13 protein-coding genes are annotated in these 15,662 nt (G+C 70.8%); 8 read left to right on the top strand and 5 right to left on the bottom strand.

What is annotated here, in order from left to right; all coding sequences use genetic code 11:
- The first annotated feature begins 48 nt into the window (after positions 1-48).
- The 4 genes from ABZW14_RS09205 to ABZW14_RS09190 all read left to right on the top strand — a co-directional run bounded on the left by ABZW14_RS09205 (position 49) and on the right by ABZW14_RS09190 (position 5,008).
- A complete protein-coding gene (locus ABZW14_RS09205) occupies positions 49-1,059 on the top strand; it encodes a formylglycine-generating enzyme family protein (protein WP_355342296.1) in 1,011 nt (336 codons plus the stop codon).
- 37 nt (positions 1,060-1,096) lie between these two features.
- Positions 1,097-3,304 carry a sulfatase-like hydrolase/transferase gene (locus ABZW14_RS09200; RefSeq protein WP_355342293.1) on the top strand — a complete coding sequence of 736 codons (2,208 nt, stop codon included), beginning with the start codon at positions 1,097-1,099 and terminating at the stop codon, positions 3,302-3,304.
- Between the two features lie 202 nt (positions 3,305-3,506).
- Positions 3,507-4,052 carry an RNA polymerase sigma factor gene (locus ABZW14_RS09195; RefSeq protein ID WP_355342290.1) on the top strand — a complete coding sequence of 182 codons (546 nt, stop codon included), beginning with the start codon at positions 3,507-3,509 and terminating at the stop codon, positions 4,050-4,052.
- On the top strand, positions 4,049-5,008 hold the full coding sequence (locus ABZW14_RS09190) for a CU044_5270 family protein (RefSeq protein WP_355342287.1): 960 nt from the start codon (positions 4,049-4,051) through the stop codon (positions 5,006-5,008). Before ABZW14_RS09195 ends, ABZW14_RS09190 begins: the two co-directional genes overlap by 4 nt.
- Before the next feature lie 213 nt (positions 5,009-5,221).
- Here the strand turns inward: ABZW14_RS09190 and ABZW14_RS09185 are convergent, their stop codons facing one another.
- Both ABZW14_RS09185 and ABZW14_RS09180 read right to left on the bottom strand, forming a co-directional pair.
- Positions 5,222-5,389, bottom strand: coding sequence for a hypothetical protein (locus tag ABZW14_RS09185; RefSeq protein ID WP_355342284.1), 168 nt, complete (start codon positions 5,387-5,389; stop codon positions 5,222-5,224).
- 147 nt (positions 5,390-5,536) lie between these two features.
- Positions 5,537-6,424 carry a TetR/AcrR family transcriptional regulator C-terminal domain-containing protein gene (locus ABZW14_RS09180; RefSeq protein ID WP_355342281.1) on the bottom strand — a complete coding sequence of 296 codons (888 nt, stop codon included), beginning with the start codon at positions 6,422-6,424 and terminating at the stop codon, positions 5,537-5,539.
- Positions 6,425-6,586: 162 nt separating this feature from the next.
- Here ABZW14_RS09180 and ABZW14_RS09175 point away from each other — a divergent pair, with 162 nt between their 5' ends.
- Positions 6,587-7,780 (top strand): DUF418 domain-containing protein, encoded by a 1,194-nt coding sequence (locus ABZW14_RS09175; RefSeq protein WP_355342278.1) that lies wholly within the window; start codon positions 6,587-6,589, stop codon positions 7,778-7,780.
- A 129-nt stretch (positions 7,781-7,909) separates the two neighbouring features.
- On the opposite strand, the gene ABZW14_RS09170 is transcribed toward ABZW14_RS09175, so the two are convergent.
- Positions 7,910-9,142, bottom strand: a complete 1,233-nt coding sequence (locus ABZW14_RS09170; protein WP_355342275.1) for an MFS transporter — start codon at positions 9,140-9,142, stop codon at positions 7,910-7,912.
- A 58-nt stretch (positions 9,143-9,200) separates the two neighbouring features.
- Positions 9,201-9,779: a TetR family transcriptional regulator C-terminal domain-containing protein gene (locus ABZW14_RS09165; RefSeq protein WP_355342272.1), complete on the bottom strand. Its 579-nt coding sequence runs from the start codon at positions 9,777-9,779 to the stop codon at positions 9,201-9,203.
- Positions 9,780-10,264: 485 nt separating this feature from the next.
- On the opposite strand from ABZW14_RS09165, the gene ABZW14_RS09160 reads away from it, so the two are divergent.
- Complete coding sequence (locus ABZW14_RS09160; protein ID WP_355342269.1) at positions 10,265-11,446, top strand: MFS transporter; 1,182 nt, start codon at positions 10,265-10,267, stop codon at positions 11,444-11,446.
- A 129-nt stretch (positions 11,447-11,575) separates the two neighbouring features.
- Positions 11,576-12,904, top strand: coding sequence for a radical SAM protein (locus ABZW14_RS09155; RefSeq protein WP_355342266.1), 1,329 nt, complete (start codon positions 11,576-11,578; stop codon positions 12,902-12,904).
- A 282-nt stretch (positions 12,905-13,186) separates the two neighbouring features.
- On the opposite strand, the gene ABZW14_RS09150 is transcribed toward ABZW14_RS09155, so the two are convergent.
- Positions 13,187-14,293 (bottom strand): ROK family transcriptional regulator, encoded by a 1,107-nt coding sequence (locus ABZW14_RS09150; protein WP_355342263.1) that lies wholly within the window; start codon positions 14,291-14,293, stop codon positions 13,187-13,189.
- A gap of 90 nt (positions 14,294-14,383) precedes the next feature.
- Between ABZW14_RS09150 and ABZW14_RS09145 the strand changes: the two genes are divergently transcribed.
- The gene (locus ABZW14_RS09145; RefSeq protein WP_355342260.1) at positions 14,384-15,658 is read left to right on the top strand and encodes a DUF1479 domain-containing protein; all 1,275 of its coding nucleotides are present in this window, start codon (positions 14,384-14,386) and stop codon (positions 15,656-15,658) included.
- Positions 15,659-15,662: the final 4 nt, after the last annotated feature.

Raw genomic sequence — 15,662 nt, 5'->3', positions numbered from 1 at the left:
CGCCGCCACCGCCGCCGCTGCGCTCGGCACCGCGGCGGTCACTGGCTGATGACCTCCGTGCATCACCACACCACCGCGCCGAGCTGTTGCGCCCCTGGTGGCCCGCCCGAGACCACGACGCCCGGCGGGCTGCTCCAGATCGGCCGCCGGCCCCGGCAGCCGGACCCGGTCGTCCGGGAGGCTGGTCGGCCGCGCTCCACGCGCGGCCAGGTCAGCCTCCCCGGCGGACGCTTCAGCATGGGCGACGCGTTCGGTGAGGGCTACCCCGGTGACGGGGAAGGGCCGGTGCACGAGGTCACCCTCAGCGCCTTCACGATCGACGCCACGACGGTCACCAACGCCGCCTTCGCGACCTTCGTCAAGGCCACCGGCTACGTCACCGAGGCCGAGGCGCTCGGCGTCTCCGCAGTCTTCCACCTCCAGCTGAAGGCGGAACGTCCCGACATCCTCGGGGCGGCTGGCGGTACCCCCTGGTGGCTCGTGGTCCGCGGCGCCGACTGGCGCCATCCCTACGGGCCGGCCTCCTCGATCACGGACCTGCAGAATCATCCGGTGGTCCAGGTGACCTGGAACGACGCCCGCGCGTACGCCGCCTGGGCGGGCAAGCGCCTGCCGACCGAAGCCGAGTGGGAGTACGCCGCCCGGGGCGGTCTCGAGGGGGCGCGGTTCCCCTGGGGCGACGAACTGCTCCCGCGCGGTCGGTGGAACTGCAACATCTGGCAGGGCGAGTTCCCCCGCCTCAACACCGCCGAAGACGGCTTCATCGGCACCGCACCCGTCAAGCAGTACGCCCCCAACGGCTACGGCCTCTTCAACATGGTCGGCAACGTGTGGGAGTGGTGCGCGGACTGGTTCGCCGCCGACACCTACGCCCTGCGCGCCGGCACCCCCGTCGTCGACCCCCACGGGCCGGAGGAACCGGACGCCGCGGGCCGGCGCGTGATGCGCGGCGGGTCCTTCCTGTGCCACGACTCCTACTGCTACCGGTACCGGGTCGCGGCCCGCTCCGGGAACACCCCCGACTCCGCAGCCTCCAATGTCGGTTTCCGCTGCGCCTGAACCTGTCTGCGTTTCCTTCCCTCTCGGAGGCCATTTCATGATCACTCGTCGACAGCTCCTGGCCGGTGCCGCCGCCGGCATCGGAGCCGCCGCCCTCCCGTCCGTCGCGACCGCCGATCCGACGACCACCGGCCGGCCCCGGCCGAACATCGTGCTCGTGCTCGCCGACGACCTGGGATACGGCGAGCTCGGCGCCTACGGGCAGCGCACCATCGCGACACCGCGCCTGGACCGGCTCGCTGCCGAGGGGCTGCGCTTCACGGACGCGTACTCCGCCGCGGCCGTCTGCGCGCCCTCCCGCTCCGCACTGCTGACCGGCCTGCACGCAGGTCACGGGCCGGTGCGCAACAACCCCGCGGGCGACCCCGACGCGATCGCCTTCGACGACGGCGACACCACGTTCGCCGAGGTGCTGCGCGCCCGGGGCTACCGGACGGGCCTGTTCGGCAAGTGGGGCTTCGGTCCCGAGCGCGGCGACCAGCCGAGCCACCCCAACGCCAGAGGGTTCGACGAGTTCCTGGGCTACATCACGCACGGGCACGCACACGACTACTACCCGTCGTACCTCTGGCAGAACGGGGAGCGCCTCGAACTGCCGGAGAACGCCGGATCCCACACGAACACCTTCGCCCCCGACCTCTTCCAGGACCGGGCACTCGACTTCATCCGGGCCCACCGCTCCGAGCCGTTCCTGCTCGTGGTCACCCCGAACCTTCCCCACGCCCCGAGCGACGTCCCCAGCCAGGAACCGTACGCCGCCGAGGACTGGCCCTCGGCGGACCGGGGCCACGCCGCCCAGGTCACCCGGGTCGACACGTACGTCGGCGCGCTGGTCGACGAACTCGCCGCGCAGGGACTGCTCGAGTCCACGGTGGTCCTGTTCACCAGCGACAACGGCCCTCACGAGGAGGGTGGCTTCGACCCGGACCGGTTCGACGCGAACGGCCCCCTCACCGGCTACAAGCGCAACCTGTACGAGGGTGGCGTCCGCGTCCCATTGATCGCATGGGCCCCGGGCCGGATCCAGCCCGGCGTGACCGACCGGATCACGCAGCAGTCCGACCTGCTCCCCACCCTGGCCGACCTGGCCGGCGTCGCCGGACCGCGCGACATCGACGGCCGGTCGTTCAGCCCGCTGCTCGAGCCGCGGCCGACCGCGGCCGCCGCGCAGCCGTACCTCTACTTCTGGCGCCTCGACAACGGCAACACGAAGCGGGCCCGCGCTGTCGACGGCGGCCGGTTGCAGCGAGCGGCCGAGGCGGTACGCGAGGGCAACTGGAAGGCGATCCGGTGGGCGCCGGGGGAGGACCGGACCGTCCCGGACGACCAGTGGCAGGTCGAGCTCTACGACCTGGACCGTGACCTCGGCGAGACGACCGATCTGGCCGCCGCCCACCCCGAGGTCGTGAACCGGCTGGTCGGCCTCCTGAGGCGGTCCTGGGTCGACGAGGTCACGCGGGAAGGCTACGGCGTCGAACTCGACACCCCGGACCTGCTGCTCCCGGGCGTCACCTACGAGCTCACCGCCACGCTCGCGAACGGTTCGGCGGTGCCCTGGACCGGCGCTCGGCTGGTGCTCTCCGCACCCGCAGATTGGACGGTCGAGCCGGCGACCAGCCGGGGGCTCGGACGCCTCGCGCCCGGCGCCCGGGTGAGCACCACCTGGCGAGTGCAGGTGCCCGAGGAGACCACGACGGATCAATGGCGGCTGACCGTGTCGGGTTACGCCGTCGCCCGCGACGCGCCGCTCACCTTCCGCGCCGAGCGCCGCCTCACGCCGCCGCCACCTCCGCCGACCAGCGACTCGTACCTCAGCGATCTGCCCTGGATCAGCGCGGTCAACGGCTGGGGCCCGATGGAGCTGGACACCAGCAACGGCAAGCAGGCCGCCGGGGACGGCACCCCGATCTCCTTCGGCGGCACCGTCCACGCCAAGGGCCTCGGTGTCCACTCCTACTCCGAAGTCAGCTACCACCTCGGCGCCCGGGTGGCCCGGTTCACCGCGCTCGTGGGCATCGATGACTTCAGCGCGCGGCAGAGCTCGCGGGGCAACACGATCGCCGAGGTGTGGGCCGACGACCGACTCGTCCACACGACCGGCGTGCTCCGGGCGGCCACCGGACCCGAACCCGTGGACGTCGACGTCCGAGGGGCCCGGCTGCTGCGCCTGATCGTGCGCGCCGCCGACTCCGGCAACGGCTTCAACCACACGTCGTGGGCCGACGCCTTCGTCCGGCTGGGCTGACGGGCCGCCCCACGCTCGCAACGGTGAGGGCCCGGATCTGCAGCCACCTTCCGGGCCCTCACCACGCACGCGGTCATCGCCAGCGCCACCTCTTGGGGATGACGCGCTCTCCTCGACACTGGTCCCCAGGTGACGTAAGAATCGGCTCCCGGGGCGCACTACCTGGCGACGAGACACCTTCACGGCGAAGGAGAAGGAGCCAGTGGCGCATGCCGAACCAAACGAGCGGTTCACCGCCCTCTACCACGCGCACTACCACCAGGTGTACGCGTACGCGGTGAGCCGGGCGGGACGCAAGCTCGCCGACGACGTGGTCGGGGACACCTTCCTGGTGGCCTGGCGCAGGTTGGACGACGTACCCGCCCGACCGCTTCCGTGGCTGCTGGGCGTGGCCCGCAACGTGACCCGCGAACGCTTCCGCGATGACATCCGCCAGGCGAGCCTCGCCGCCGAGCTGCGCGCGTGGGTCGTGGAAACGGACGCCGACATCGCCGACAGCGTCGCCGAACGTGCGGCGATGCTGGCCGCGCTCGCGGGTCTGAGTGAGGACGACCGCGAGGTGCTGACGCTGACGGCGTGGCAGGGCCTGTCCGCCAAGGACGCCGCCCGCGTCCTCGGCTGCTCGACCGCCACATTCTTCGTGCGCCTGCACCGAGCGCGCAAACGCCTGGAGCAGGCCATGTCCGACGCCGTAACGGTCGACCGTCACCGCCCCGCCCGCAGCCCAGAACAGGAGTATGCCCGATGAGTCACCGCGACACCCTGGCGGCGCTGGCCGACGCTCGCCCGCGCAGCCTCGACCCGTCCGAGCGGCCCGCCGATCCTGCCCTGATCATGGCGTATCCCCGGCGGGAATCGGCCACCCGTGTCGCCCGACGGCCGGTGCGCCGGCTCGTGCTGGCGGGCGCGCTGCCTGCCGTGGCGCTCGCCGCGACCGGCGCCATCCTGCTGAACAACACGTCCGGGCCCGGGGCGCCCGTGGTGCAGCCGGCGACGTCCTCGCCCGTCCCGGTCGACGTGCCCACCGGCGCCGGCAGCCTGCTGCTGGTCGCTGCCGAACGCAGCGAGTCCGCGCCTGTCACTGCCGGCCGCTACTGGGTGGTGCGGACCGAGCACGGCGACGGCGCCCGGCGCGTGCAGGACGAGTTGTGGCTGGCTGCCGTACCGGGCCTGCCCTCGGTCGGCTACGTCCGATCCGCTGACGGTTCGTGGACCTCCCGGCCGATGCGGGGCCACACCGCGGACAACAACTTCCTGCTCGCCGGGTCGCCCAGGTCCGCGCGCGAACTGGCCGCACTGCCGACCGACCCCGCGAAGCTCACGGAGAAGCTGCTCACCTGGTACGCCGACACCGGCGGCGTCGAGCAACGCGACGAGTTCCTGTTCAACTCCGGCGCCGCCATCGTCCTCGACCTGCCGGTGTCCCCGCAGGTGCGCGCGGCGGCGTACCGGATGCTCGCGGCGATGCCCGGGGTGACGTCGTTGGGCCGGGTGGCCGACCGGCTGGGCCGGCCCGGCGTGGCCGTGGCGGTGAGCCGCCAGGGCGACTTCGGCAAGGCGCAGACCCGCCTGATCGTCGATCCCACGACTGGCCGGGCACTGGCCCAGGAGAGCTGGGTCGCCGGCAACCCGGCGAGCTTCACCGCGGTGATCACCGCGCGATGGTCCGACGACGGCCTCCCGGAGGCATCCGCACTGCGCTGACGAAATCGGGACACACACGAGGCGGTGCGGCGCGACCGGTCCGCACCGCCTCGTCGTGCTCGGTGACGGCCGACGTGCATCGCGTGGACCGCCAGCGGCGTCCAGCCGGCAGGTCACCCTCACGTGATGAATCACCGCCGCGCACAGAAGGACCCATCTGGGTCGGCCGCAACGCGTTACTGACCGTTAGCGCTGAGCAGAAATCGCTTGCCGCTACCGGCCGCTGGTGAGTTCGGTCAGGTCGATCGCGGCGACGAGCTGGGCGAGGGCGGGTTCGGCAACGGCCAGGGAGACCTCGTCGGCGCTGACTCCAACGGCGGCGCTGAGCGCCTGGTTGTCCTTGAATGCCTCCCCCAGGGTTGCCAGTACGACCTCTGGCACGTTCGTGCAGAGTTGGTGCCATCGTGGTCTCGCCCGTCGGGCCAGCTGGCCCACCAGGTCGACGTCACGCTGGGTCAGAACGGTGACACGTTCCTGGATGTTCGGGGGCCCATCGACGCCCGACGCCGTCATCTCCCCAGCGGACCCTCATCGCAGGAGCGGGGCGAGGCCGTCGAGGAGGCGCTGGAGGCCGAACTCGAAGAGCATGTCCAGGTTCCAGAGCCCGTCGTCGGCCGCGATGAAGCGGGCCATCAACGGCAGCCGCCCGTCGGCCAGGACCGCGCCGATCCGTTCTTCCTGGGCCGCCATCCACTGGGTGTCGGTCAGGCCGCTGTCCTGCTCGGCCTGCGCCTCCTCGGCCCGGTTCACCGCCGTACCGCGCACATAGTTGGCCACCGTCACCGCCGCCGTGAACTGTGCGTTCAGGTCGAGGCCGCGCCCGTTCACGGCCCGCATCATCCACTCGGTGTGGGCCATGGCGTGCGGGGCCGGCAGCGGCCGGGTGAAGGAGACCGCCTGGGCCAGCCAGGTGTGCCGACGGTACATCGCCCAATGCAGCTGGGCGATGGCCTCGAGGCTGGCCCGCCAGCCGTCGCGGTCGGGGGTGAGGGCCGGGGGCGGGTTGTCGCCCATGACCTTGTCGATCATGAAGAGCACCAGCTCTTCCCGGTCGGCCACGTACCGGTAGACGGCCATCGTCGGAATGCGGAGCTGACCGGCGAGCCGGCGCATCGACAGGCCGTGCAGCCCCTCGGCGTCGGCGATGGCCACGGCGGTGGCGACCACCTGTTCGCGGTCGGGGATGGGTGCTCTACCCACCCCGGCCGCGGCGACCACGGTGCCGACGCCCCGCACGGGCTCGACGAGACCCCGCTCGCGCAGGGTTGCCAGGACCTTCGTCGCGGTCGCCATCGCGACCCCGTACTCGGCCATGAGCTGCCGGGTCGACGGGATCCTCGCCCCGGGTGCGAGCTCGCCGGACGCGATCCGGTCCGCGAGATCGGCGGCGATCCGGCGGTACGGCGGTTCCTCCACAGCAGCCTCCCGTGCACTAGTGCAGTCACGGTACCCGGAGGACGAATACGGGGGATAGCCCCACTACCGCTGGCCCTAGTGCACTCATACGCTGTACGGCATGACTGATATCGTTCGTCCGAAGCCGCTCAGGGTGAGCCACGACCCGGGAGGTTCGATGCCATGAGCGTGCTCCGACCTGACCGGCAGGGCCATGCCCTGGGTGTGTCCGCTGAGAACAATGACGACGCCCGGATCAACGTCGTGGACGCGTTGCGCGGGAGTGCACTGCTGCTCATCCTGCTGGTCAACGTGTGGTACTTCAGCTCCGGATACGAGTTCCAACTCGTCGACGACCCGGCGTACGGCGCGCTCGACCGGCTGCTCACAGGTGCCGTGGAACTGCTGTTCGCGATGAAGGCGTACCTGCTGTTCTCATTCCTGTTCGGCTACAGCTTCACCCTGCAACTCGACTCGGCGGCCCGTCGTGGGGCGCCCTTCGCCCGGTCGTTCCTGCGCCGGCTGTCCGGGCTGTTCGTGCTCGGGGCGCTGCACGCGGTGCTGCTGTTCCACGGCGACATCCTCACCACGTACGCGTTGCTCGGTCTCGTGCTGCTCGCCGTCCGGCGGATCGAGCCGCGCACCGCCCTGTTCACAGCGGTGATCATTGTGGGCGTGATCGCGTTCGTGGTCGGTGTGGCCGCGGTTCTCGGTGCCGTGGTGGTCCCGGACGAGGCCGCCGCGCTGACCGCCGGTGCGCGTTCCACGGAGGCCCTGCGCGGCGGGCTCGGCGACGTCGTCCTGGAGCACCTGCGCTCGTTGCCGGCAATGCTCGGCGCACTTGCCGTGCAAGGACCGCTGGCCTTCGCCGCGTTCCTCGTCGGTCTCGCCGCCGGCAAGCACCGGATGCTCGCCGCCGTGCACACCCACGAGAACCTTCTGCGCCGATGCGAGCGGGTCGGCTATCCGGTTGGTCTGGCCGGCGCCACGGTGTTCGCGATCGGTGGCGGCACGGCGAGCATGACCGGCCTGATGGTCAGCATCGTCACCGCGCCGTTCCTCGCGGCGGCCTACGCCGCGACCCTGCTGCGCCTGTTCACACGGCGGCCGCGCGTGGCGGACGCGCTGGCGCCCGCGGGACGCATGGCGCTGACGAACTACCTGGGCCAGTCGCTCATCTGCGTGCTCGTCTTCACCGGCGTCGGGCTGGGCCTGGCCGGCCACGCCTCGCCGGCGCAGACGCTGCTCATCGTACTGACGATCTTTGTGGTGCAGCTGGCGGCCAGCTCATGGTGGATGCGGCAGTTCCGCTACGGCCCCGTCGAATGGGCGTTGCGCGCGTGGACCCATCGGAAGCGGCCCGCCATGCGGCGATAGCCACTTCGACCTGAGAGGTAGATCGACGAGGCCGGTTGCGCGCTGCGTGACCGGTCGCGTTGTTGTTCGTCATGGTGGGAGAGACCGGTGCGAGGGCCCGAACGCGGTGCATCCGGATCACCATCGGTTTCATGCGGATCGGTTGGCGAAGACACGGGCGAGGACGAAGGTTGCGGTGCCGGCCACCACCACGGTGAGCAGACCGACGCGCAGGCTGGCGAGGTCGGCGACGAACCCCACCAGCGGTGGGGACAGCAGGAACCCGACGCGCAGCAGCCAGCTGACGATGGTCAGGCCGGTCCCGCGGGGAATCCCCGGAAGTTCGTCAGCGGCGTGCATGGCGGCGGGCACGAGGGTGGCGAACCCGAGCCCGGCGAAGGCGAACCCGGCCAACGCGGTACCCACCGACGGCACGGCCAGAGCCGCACCCATACCGACAGCGGCGAACGCAGCCCCGGCGCGCGCGACCGTACGCTGCCCGAAACGATCAACGACCCGATCGCCCGCCAGGCGACCGATCGTCATCGCGACCTGAAAGACCACGACGGCCAAGCCGGCGACGGCCGCGCTGGCGTGCAGGCTGGTCAGATAGAGCGCGCCCCACGAGGCGCCGGAGTCCTCGACCAGAGCGCCGAATGCGGCCAGCGCGCTCAACGCGGCGAGCATCCGCACGGCGGGCCCACCCCACGAGCGCCAACCACCGTGCCGGGCCGGCGGGGCGCCCGGGTGGCCATCCGCAGCGGCGAGGTCCTGGGCCTCGGCTTCACGTTCGGCGTCCTCAGGACCCGGCAGCAGGAACCGGTACGCAACCAGCGCGACAACGCTCCACGTCGCTGCCGAGATGCCCAGGTGGACAGCAAGGGGAATGTCGAGGCCGGCGGCGGCCGAGCCCATCAGGCCGCCGATGACGGCGCCGATGCTCCACACACCGTGCAGCGAGTTGAGGATGGACCGGCCGTAGAGACGCTGCACGCGCAGGCCGTGGGCGTTCTGTGCGACGTCGACGACAGCATCCAGGGCGCCAACGACGAACAACACGCCGCCGAACGCGGCCCAGTGCGGCGCGACCGGGATGGCCAGCGTTGCGATGGTGGTGACGACGATGCCGAACGCCGCCACGCGAGCCGACCGGAACCGGCGAATGGCGGCACCGGCGAGCAGCCCGGCCACCAGCGCGCCGATCGAGTAGCCGGCGATCGCGGTGCCGAGCACGGCGTTGCTGATGCCGAGGTCGGCCTTGATCTGCGGGTAGCGCGGCACGATGTTGAAGAACACGGCGCCGTTGGTGAGGAACAACGCGGCGACGGCGGCGCGGGCCTGGCGTGTCTGCCGGGCGGGCGCGGCCGTGGTGGAAATGGACACGGTGAAACTCCGGAACGGGTCGGATCGGGCGAGGCGAAGAAGCTGAGGCGCCGACAGTTCAGCGCAGGTAGCGCTCGACGGCGTGGCGGATCTGCTGGGCGTTCATGGGGTGCGTCGACAGGCAGTTGTGCAGGGTCAGACCCTCGATGAGGGCGTCGACCTCGCGAGCGGTGGCCGGGTCGAAGTGGAGTTCCAGGGCCTGGCGACTACGTTCCATCCATGCCTGTGTGACGGTGCGCAGGGCCGGATTGCGTGCCGCCGCTGCGTACAGCTCCACGGTGAGCACAAGGTCGCGAGGTGAGCCGAACACGTCCTCGCTCACCAGGGTGATGACCGCTTCGATCGCCTCGTCGCGATCGGTGGCCGCAGCCAGCCGTTGATCGAAAACTGCGGCAACCGATTCGGCATGCCGGGTGAAGGCTTCGAAGAGAATCTCGTCGAGGCTCGCGAAGTGGTAGGTCATCGAGCCCAGGGGCACGTCCGCGATGCGGGCGATCTCCCGGTGTGTCGTACCGGCCACACCGTGCGCGGCGATCACGGTCAGGGCGGCATCGACCAGTCGGTCGCGCCGGCCGGGATCATGCCTGCGTGACCGCCGCGGAACGGACACCGCGGCGGCATCGGCGGGCTCATTCACCTGATGCCGTCCTCGACCCTGCCCTCACTGCATTCGTCATGCGTACGATCGTACGCATGATACGTACGGTAGTACATATGCGGGTCATGATCTTTTTCCCTGCGAGCGGGCTCGGGGAACCGGTAAAGGCAGTCGTGTCCTTCGTGTGTTCGTCCGGGCGATAACGCCGCGACCTCGACGGGCCGCCACCAGCGCCAAGATCGCCTCAGCGAGGAACAATGGAACCCGACGAGGGAGATCGGCGATGGCTGAGGATCTGGGACACACCGAACGGTCAACGGACGAAGAGTTCGCCCGCCTGCGGCACGTCAGGTTCGGCGAGCTACCCGCCCGAGTCACGCCGGCCAAGGACCTGGTCGAGACCGTGGACACAGATCCCCCACACGAGGAGCCGCCACCACCTCCGGTGCGCAGGGAGTGGGGCGCCTAGGAGCTGCAGCGACGGCAGGCTCGCGGGGACGACCGCCGCCGCCGTGAGTTAATCGATGTCGCCGGAAGAGTCCGACCGGTACGAAGATCATGTGCCGACTGTCGCGCTCTTCGCCGCCGTCCTCCTGCTCGGCATCGCGGACTCGATGGTCAACTCCTACATCGTGCTCTTCGGCGCCGATGTGGCGGGACTGACGCCGCTGCAGATCGGCGAGTGGGCCTCGGTGTTCGCGATCGGCGGCATCACGACCGGCTGGTGGCTGGGCCGGCTGTTCGACCGCCGGCCCGCGCGCACGTACGCGATCGGCGTGATCCTGGTGGGCTCGGCGGGCTATCTGCTGCTGCCGCGGGTTTCGAGCTTCCCGGTGCTGCTCCTGATGGCGGCGACAATGCTCGGGGCGCTGGGGGCCGCCTTTCCGCAGTTGTTCGCCCTGGCCCGCTCCGTGCTGGGCGAGGGTGCCGCCGGGCAGCGTTCCGCGCCGCTGCTGCGCTCGGCCTGGTCCCTGGCGTGGGCCGGCGGGCCGCTACTGGGGGCGCTCGTGTTGTCGCAGGGCGGTTATTCCTGGCTGATGTGGACGGCTGCCGGGGTGTTCCTCGCTTCGGCGCTGACCGTTCTCGTCGTGCCGCGGCCCGGGCCGGTCGTGGCAGCGGGCGCGTCGCCGGGCGGTACCCCTGTCCTGCTCACCATGGGCGTCACCCTGTTCTTCACCGCGATGTTCGCAGGCGGTGTGGCACTGCCGTTGTTCGTCACGCGTGCCCTGCATCAGCAACCCGCGTCCGTCGGTCTGCTCTTCAGCGTGTGCGCCGCGGTCGAGGTGGTGGCCACGCTGGGGCTGGCAGTCGTGCCCGCCCGGTTCAGCCAGCGTGCCGTGATCCTCAGCGGCTTCGGCTTCTTCGTCTGCTACTACGCCCTGACGGTCGTGTCGTCGGACCTGCTGATGCTCGTGATCGGGCAGGTCCTCCGTGGCGTGGGAATTGCGATCGTCGGCGCCGCCGGCATCCGCTACTTCCAGGACCTCCTCGCCCCGGCGACCGGCCGCGCTACCACGCTCTTCGCCAACGCGTCCACGGCCGGCCTCCTGGTCTCCGGGATCCTGACCGGCGTGGCAGTGGAGCACGTCGGCTATCGGAGCACGCTGCTCCTCTGCGGCGTGGCGGCCGCAGTGGGCGGCGTAGCCTTCGCCCTCGGTTCCCGCCGCCAGGCCGACAGGCGGCACCCGGAGACGGTCTGTCGGTGAGCGGCGGAGGTCACCCTCACTCGCCGAGTGGGACCAGGTAGCGTCGGCGGAGCACAACGACGCTCGCGGCCGCTGACCTGGTTGATGCCGTTCGCGGCGGCGTCGTCACGACGGACTGGGGGAGCGCGCATGCAGACCCGCACGGATCTCATCGAGGACCTGATGGGGCGGTTCCCGCACATCCCGCCGGAGGCGGTCATCAAGGAGGACCTGCTGCGTGGCGGCATGGCCTTCGACGACTCGGCGCTGACCGACAACGAGACCGGCGACGTCAAGCCCAAGTCGTACTTCATCTTCTCCTTCGACCACCGGACCCTGCCGGAGCTGGGCACGGCGGCTCTGCGCCGGCCACCGGAGGAGATCGTGCTCACCGGCGGCCCGTACGGGCTGCGGCGCACCGTCGTGTCGGTGCGCGTCAATCCCGACTCGCCGTACCGGGTGAAGGACGACGGGAGCGGCGCCCTGCAGCTGTTCCTGGACGACCGGCCGATCGCGTACGTCGGTCTGCCACCGATGCCGGAGTACTACCGGCACCGCCTCGCCAACGGCAAGTCGGTCATGGAGGTCGCGCCGACGATTCAATGGGGTTACCTGGTCTACCTGACCGTGTTCCGGGTGTGTCAGTACTTCGGCGCCAAGGAGGAGTGCCAGTACTGCGACATCAACCACAACTGGCGCCAGCACAAGGCGGCCGGCCGGCCGTACACCGGGGTCAAGCCGGTCGACGAGGTGCTGGAGGCGATGGAGATCATCGACCGGTACGACACGGCCGGGGCCTCGCGCGCGTACACCCTCACCGGCGGCAGCGTGACCTCGAAGGTCGACGGGCTGGCCGAGGCGGACTTCTACGGCCGCTACGCCAAGGCCATCGAGGAGCGGTTCCCGGGCCGGTGGATCGGCAAGGTCGTCGCCCAGGCGCTACCGAAGGCCGATGTGCAGCGCTTCCACGACTACGGCATTCGCATCTACCACCCGAACTACGAGGTGTGGGACAAGCGGCTCTTCGAGCTGTACTGCCCGGGCAAGGAGCGGTACGTGGGACGCGAGGAGTGGCATCGCCGGATCCTCGACTCCGCCGACGTCTTCGGGCCGCGCAACGTGATTCCGAACTTCGTCGCCGGGGTGGAGATGGCCGCGCCGTATGGGTTCGCGACGGTCGATGAGGCGATCGATTCGACCGCCGAGGGCCTGGAGTATTTCATGTCCCGCGGTATCACCCCGCGGTTCACCACGTGGTGCCCGGAGCCGACGACGCCGCTGGGCCGCACCAACCCGCAGGGCGCCCCGCTGGAGTACCACATCCGCCTGCTGGAGGTCTACCGGGCGACGATGGAAGCGAACGGGCTGTCCAGCCCGCCGGGCTACGGCCCGCCCGGGGCCGGCAACGCGGTCTTCTCGGTCAGCTCCTTCATGGACAGCCTCCCGGCCGAGGAAAGTCCGGCAGCCACCCCGGCGTAGCCGGATCGGCGTACACGCGATCGACACCGTGTGCCGGCGAAGGTCAGCGTGGGGAGGACCTGTCTAGTTCGTCGGCTCGGCGCCTGAGTTCTTCGGCGTGATCGTCCCGGTCTGGCCCTCGGAAGTGAAGTCCGCGCCGGCCGCGCGAGGTAGTCCGGTGTCGTCGGCTACTGAAGGCATGCCTGGCGGTACGCGAGGGTCCGCGCCCAGACCGGAAGAACCTATCCTCCTAGGACGCTCTAGCGGATGTGGCCCTGCCATCAGTTCCTGCCTGGGGCGGCGTCAGCTGGCGGTGACCGATGACCGCAAGCGCCGCACAGCCTCCGCTCGCACTCCGGCCAGGACCGGCTCGCCGGTCAGCCCGGCAGATCGGACGGAAACCTGGCGCGGCATCAATTCCGTCGCCGCGCGAATGTTCTCGACCAGCGCCGGGCCCCACGAGCCGCCGACGACGACCTCCTGCGGGTCGGCGAGGGCGACCACGGCGGCGACGACACCGCTGACGGCCGTGCCGATGGCCGCGTGCGTGGCTGCCGAGCTGTCGAGCAGCCGCCCGGTGTCGATCGCCGTGGATCCGTCGCGGCGCAGACCCAGCTCTTCGAACAGCTCGATGAACCGGACCGCCCGGCCGCCTGGCCCGGCGGTCACGACATGGGCGATCTCGCCGGTCAGGCCGGTGCGCCCACGCCGGACCCGGCCGTCGTTGACGATCGCACATCCGAGGCCCTCGCCCAGATAGAGGTAGGCGAAGTCGTGTAGCTGCTCGGCGCCGACACTGTCGCGCTCCGCCAGGGCCGCCCAGTTCACGTCGTTGTCGACCACGACCGGTCCGTCGGCGTAGGGCTCGAGGACGGCGACCGGGTCCAGCTCGCCGATCAGGAAGGGTGCGTCCGGCAGTTGCACGAGCCGGCCGGTGGCGCGGTCCACCGGGTCGGCCGCGCCGACGACGGCCAGGCGGGCCGGCCGCCCGGCGGCGGCGCCGGCTTGCGCGGCCGCGGCCCGCAACGCCGACGAGACCTGGCTCGGACGGGCAGGCCGGTCGATCGGATGGACCGCGCGGGCCACGGTGTCGCCGTAGACGTCCACGCACTCCGTCACCACGCCCTCCGGGGCGATGGTGACCGCCAACGCCACCCCCACCGTCGGTGACAGCGCGTAGTACGAACCCACCCGGCCACGGCCGCGCCCGCCCGGCGTGCGTTCCCCGGTGTCGGCCACCAGGCCGCGCTCGGTCAGCCGGCGCACGCTCTCGCCGGCGGTCGGTTTGGAGATGCCGATCTCGACGGCGAGTTCGGCTCGCGTGAGGCGGCGGTGGTGCATCAGCGCCCGCAGGACGTGCTCGTCGGTCAGCGACCGGACCAGATCCACTGACGGCTTGGCGGCTTCCACGCCCCGATTCTAGTCAGGGCCCTTGCCTTGAATCGAGGAGAGCGCCTACAGTCCGTTCAAGTAAGTGAGGCTGACTTGAAAGGAGCTGCCGTGTCGACGACTGCCGCGCTGCCGCACTGGGAGGAGACACCGACCGACCTCAAGGCTGCGACCCGCGAGATCAAGAAGGCACTGCGGGAGCGGATCGCCGCCTCCGGCCGGACGGTCGAGGAGGTCTTCGCGGTCGTCGAACAGCGCGTCCAGGCCGCGGTCGACGACATCTCCTCGGCCCGCCGCCGGGGCGAGGCGATCTGGCCGGTCATCGAGTACACCGACATCGCCGCCGGCACCGTGCCAAAGGAGCAGGTCGCCCTGGTGCGCCGCCGCGGCTGCCTGGTCGTGCGCGGCCACTTCGACCGCGATCAGGCCCTGGCCTGGGACCGGGACATCGTCGACTACGTCGAGAGCAACAGCTTCTTCCAGAACTACCGCGGCCCCGGCGACGACTTCTTCGGCAGCGTCGGCTCCAAGCCCGAGATCTACCCGATCTACTGGTCGCCCGCGCAGATGCAGGCCCGGCAGAGCGAGCGCATGGCCACCGTCCAGGCGTTCCTCAACGGCCAATGGAAGCACGAGTCCGACGGCGTGCAGTGGTTCGACCCCCACCGCGACTCGCTCTACCCCGATCGCATCCGCCGCCGCCCCGAGGGCGCCGACTCCGCCGGCCTCGGCACCCACCTCGACCCCGGCACCCTCGACCTGTGGATGACCCAGGCCTACCAGAAGGCGTTCCGGCACCTGTTCGACGGCAGCGTCGAGCAGTACGACCCGTGGGACGCGGCCTACCGCACCGCCGGACCGCAGTACCCCGGCTCGACCATGTGCTCGGCCTTCCGCACCTTCCAGGGCTGGACCGCCCTCTCCGACATGGATCACGACCAGGGCGTCCTGCACACCGTGCCCATCCCCGAGGCGATGGCCTACCTGATGCTGCGCCCGCTGCTGAGCGACGTGCCCGACGACGACATGTGCGGCGTCACCGTCAACCAGGTGTTCCCGGCCGGCCACAAGTGGCATGCCCCGCTCATGAAGGCCCTCGCCGGCATCCCCGACGTCAAGGCCGGCGACTCCGTCTGGTGGCACTGCGACATGATCCACAGCGTGGCCCCCGTAGAGAACCAGAAGGGCTGGGGCAACGTCATGTACATCCCCGCCGCGCCCTGGTGCCCGCGGAACGAGCAGTACGCGGCGACGGTACGAGAGGCGTTCCGTACCGGGTCGAGCCCGAGCGACTTCCCGGCCGAGCACTACGAGCGGCACTGGCCCAACCGCTTCCGCATCGAGGACCTCAACAAGATCGGTCGCCGCGGTCTCGGCCTCGACTGATCTG

The organism is Micromonospora sp. NPDC004551, from assembly GCF_040609975.1.
Taxonomy (GTDB): Bacteria; Actinomycetota; Actinomycetes; order Mycobacteriales; family Micromonosporaceae; genus Micromonospora.
Note: the sequence above shows the minus strand (reverse complement) of the source record. Positions and strands in the feature narration are given on the sequence as shown.

Coding starts and splice junctions, on each gene's coding strand:
- ABZW14_RS09160 (WP_355342269.1), top strand. CDS start 10,265: ATGTCGCCGGAAGAGTCCGACCGGTACGAAGATCATGTGCCGACTGTC.
- ABZW14_RS09155 (WP_355342266.1), top strand. CDS start 11,576: ATGCAGACCCGCACGGATCTCATCGAGGACCTGATGGGGCGGTTCCCG.
- ABZW14_RS09200 (WP_355342293.1), top strand. CDS start 1,097: ATGATCACTCGTCGACAGCTCCTGGCCGGTGCCGCCGCCGGCATCGGA.
- ABZW14_RS09205 (WP_355342296.1), top strand. CDS start 49: ATGACCTCCGTGCATCACCACACCACCGCGCCGAGCTGTTGCGCCCCT.
- ABZW14_RS09175 (WP_355342278.1), top strand. CDS start 6,587: ATGAGCGTGCTCCGACCTGACCGGCAGGGCCATGCCCTGGGTGTGTCC.
- ABZW14_RS09190 (WP_355342287.1), top strand. CDS start 4,049: ATGAGTCACCGCGACACCCTGGCGGCGCTGGCCGACGCTCGCCCGCGC.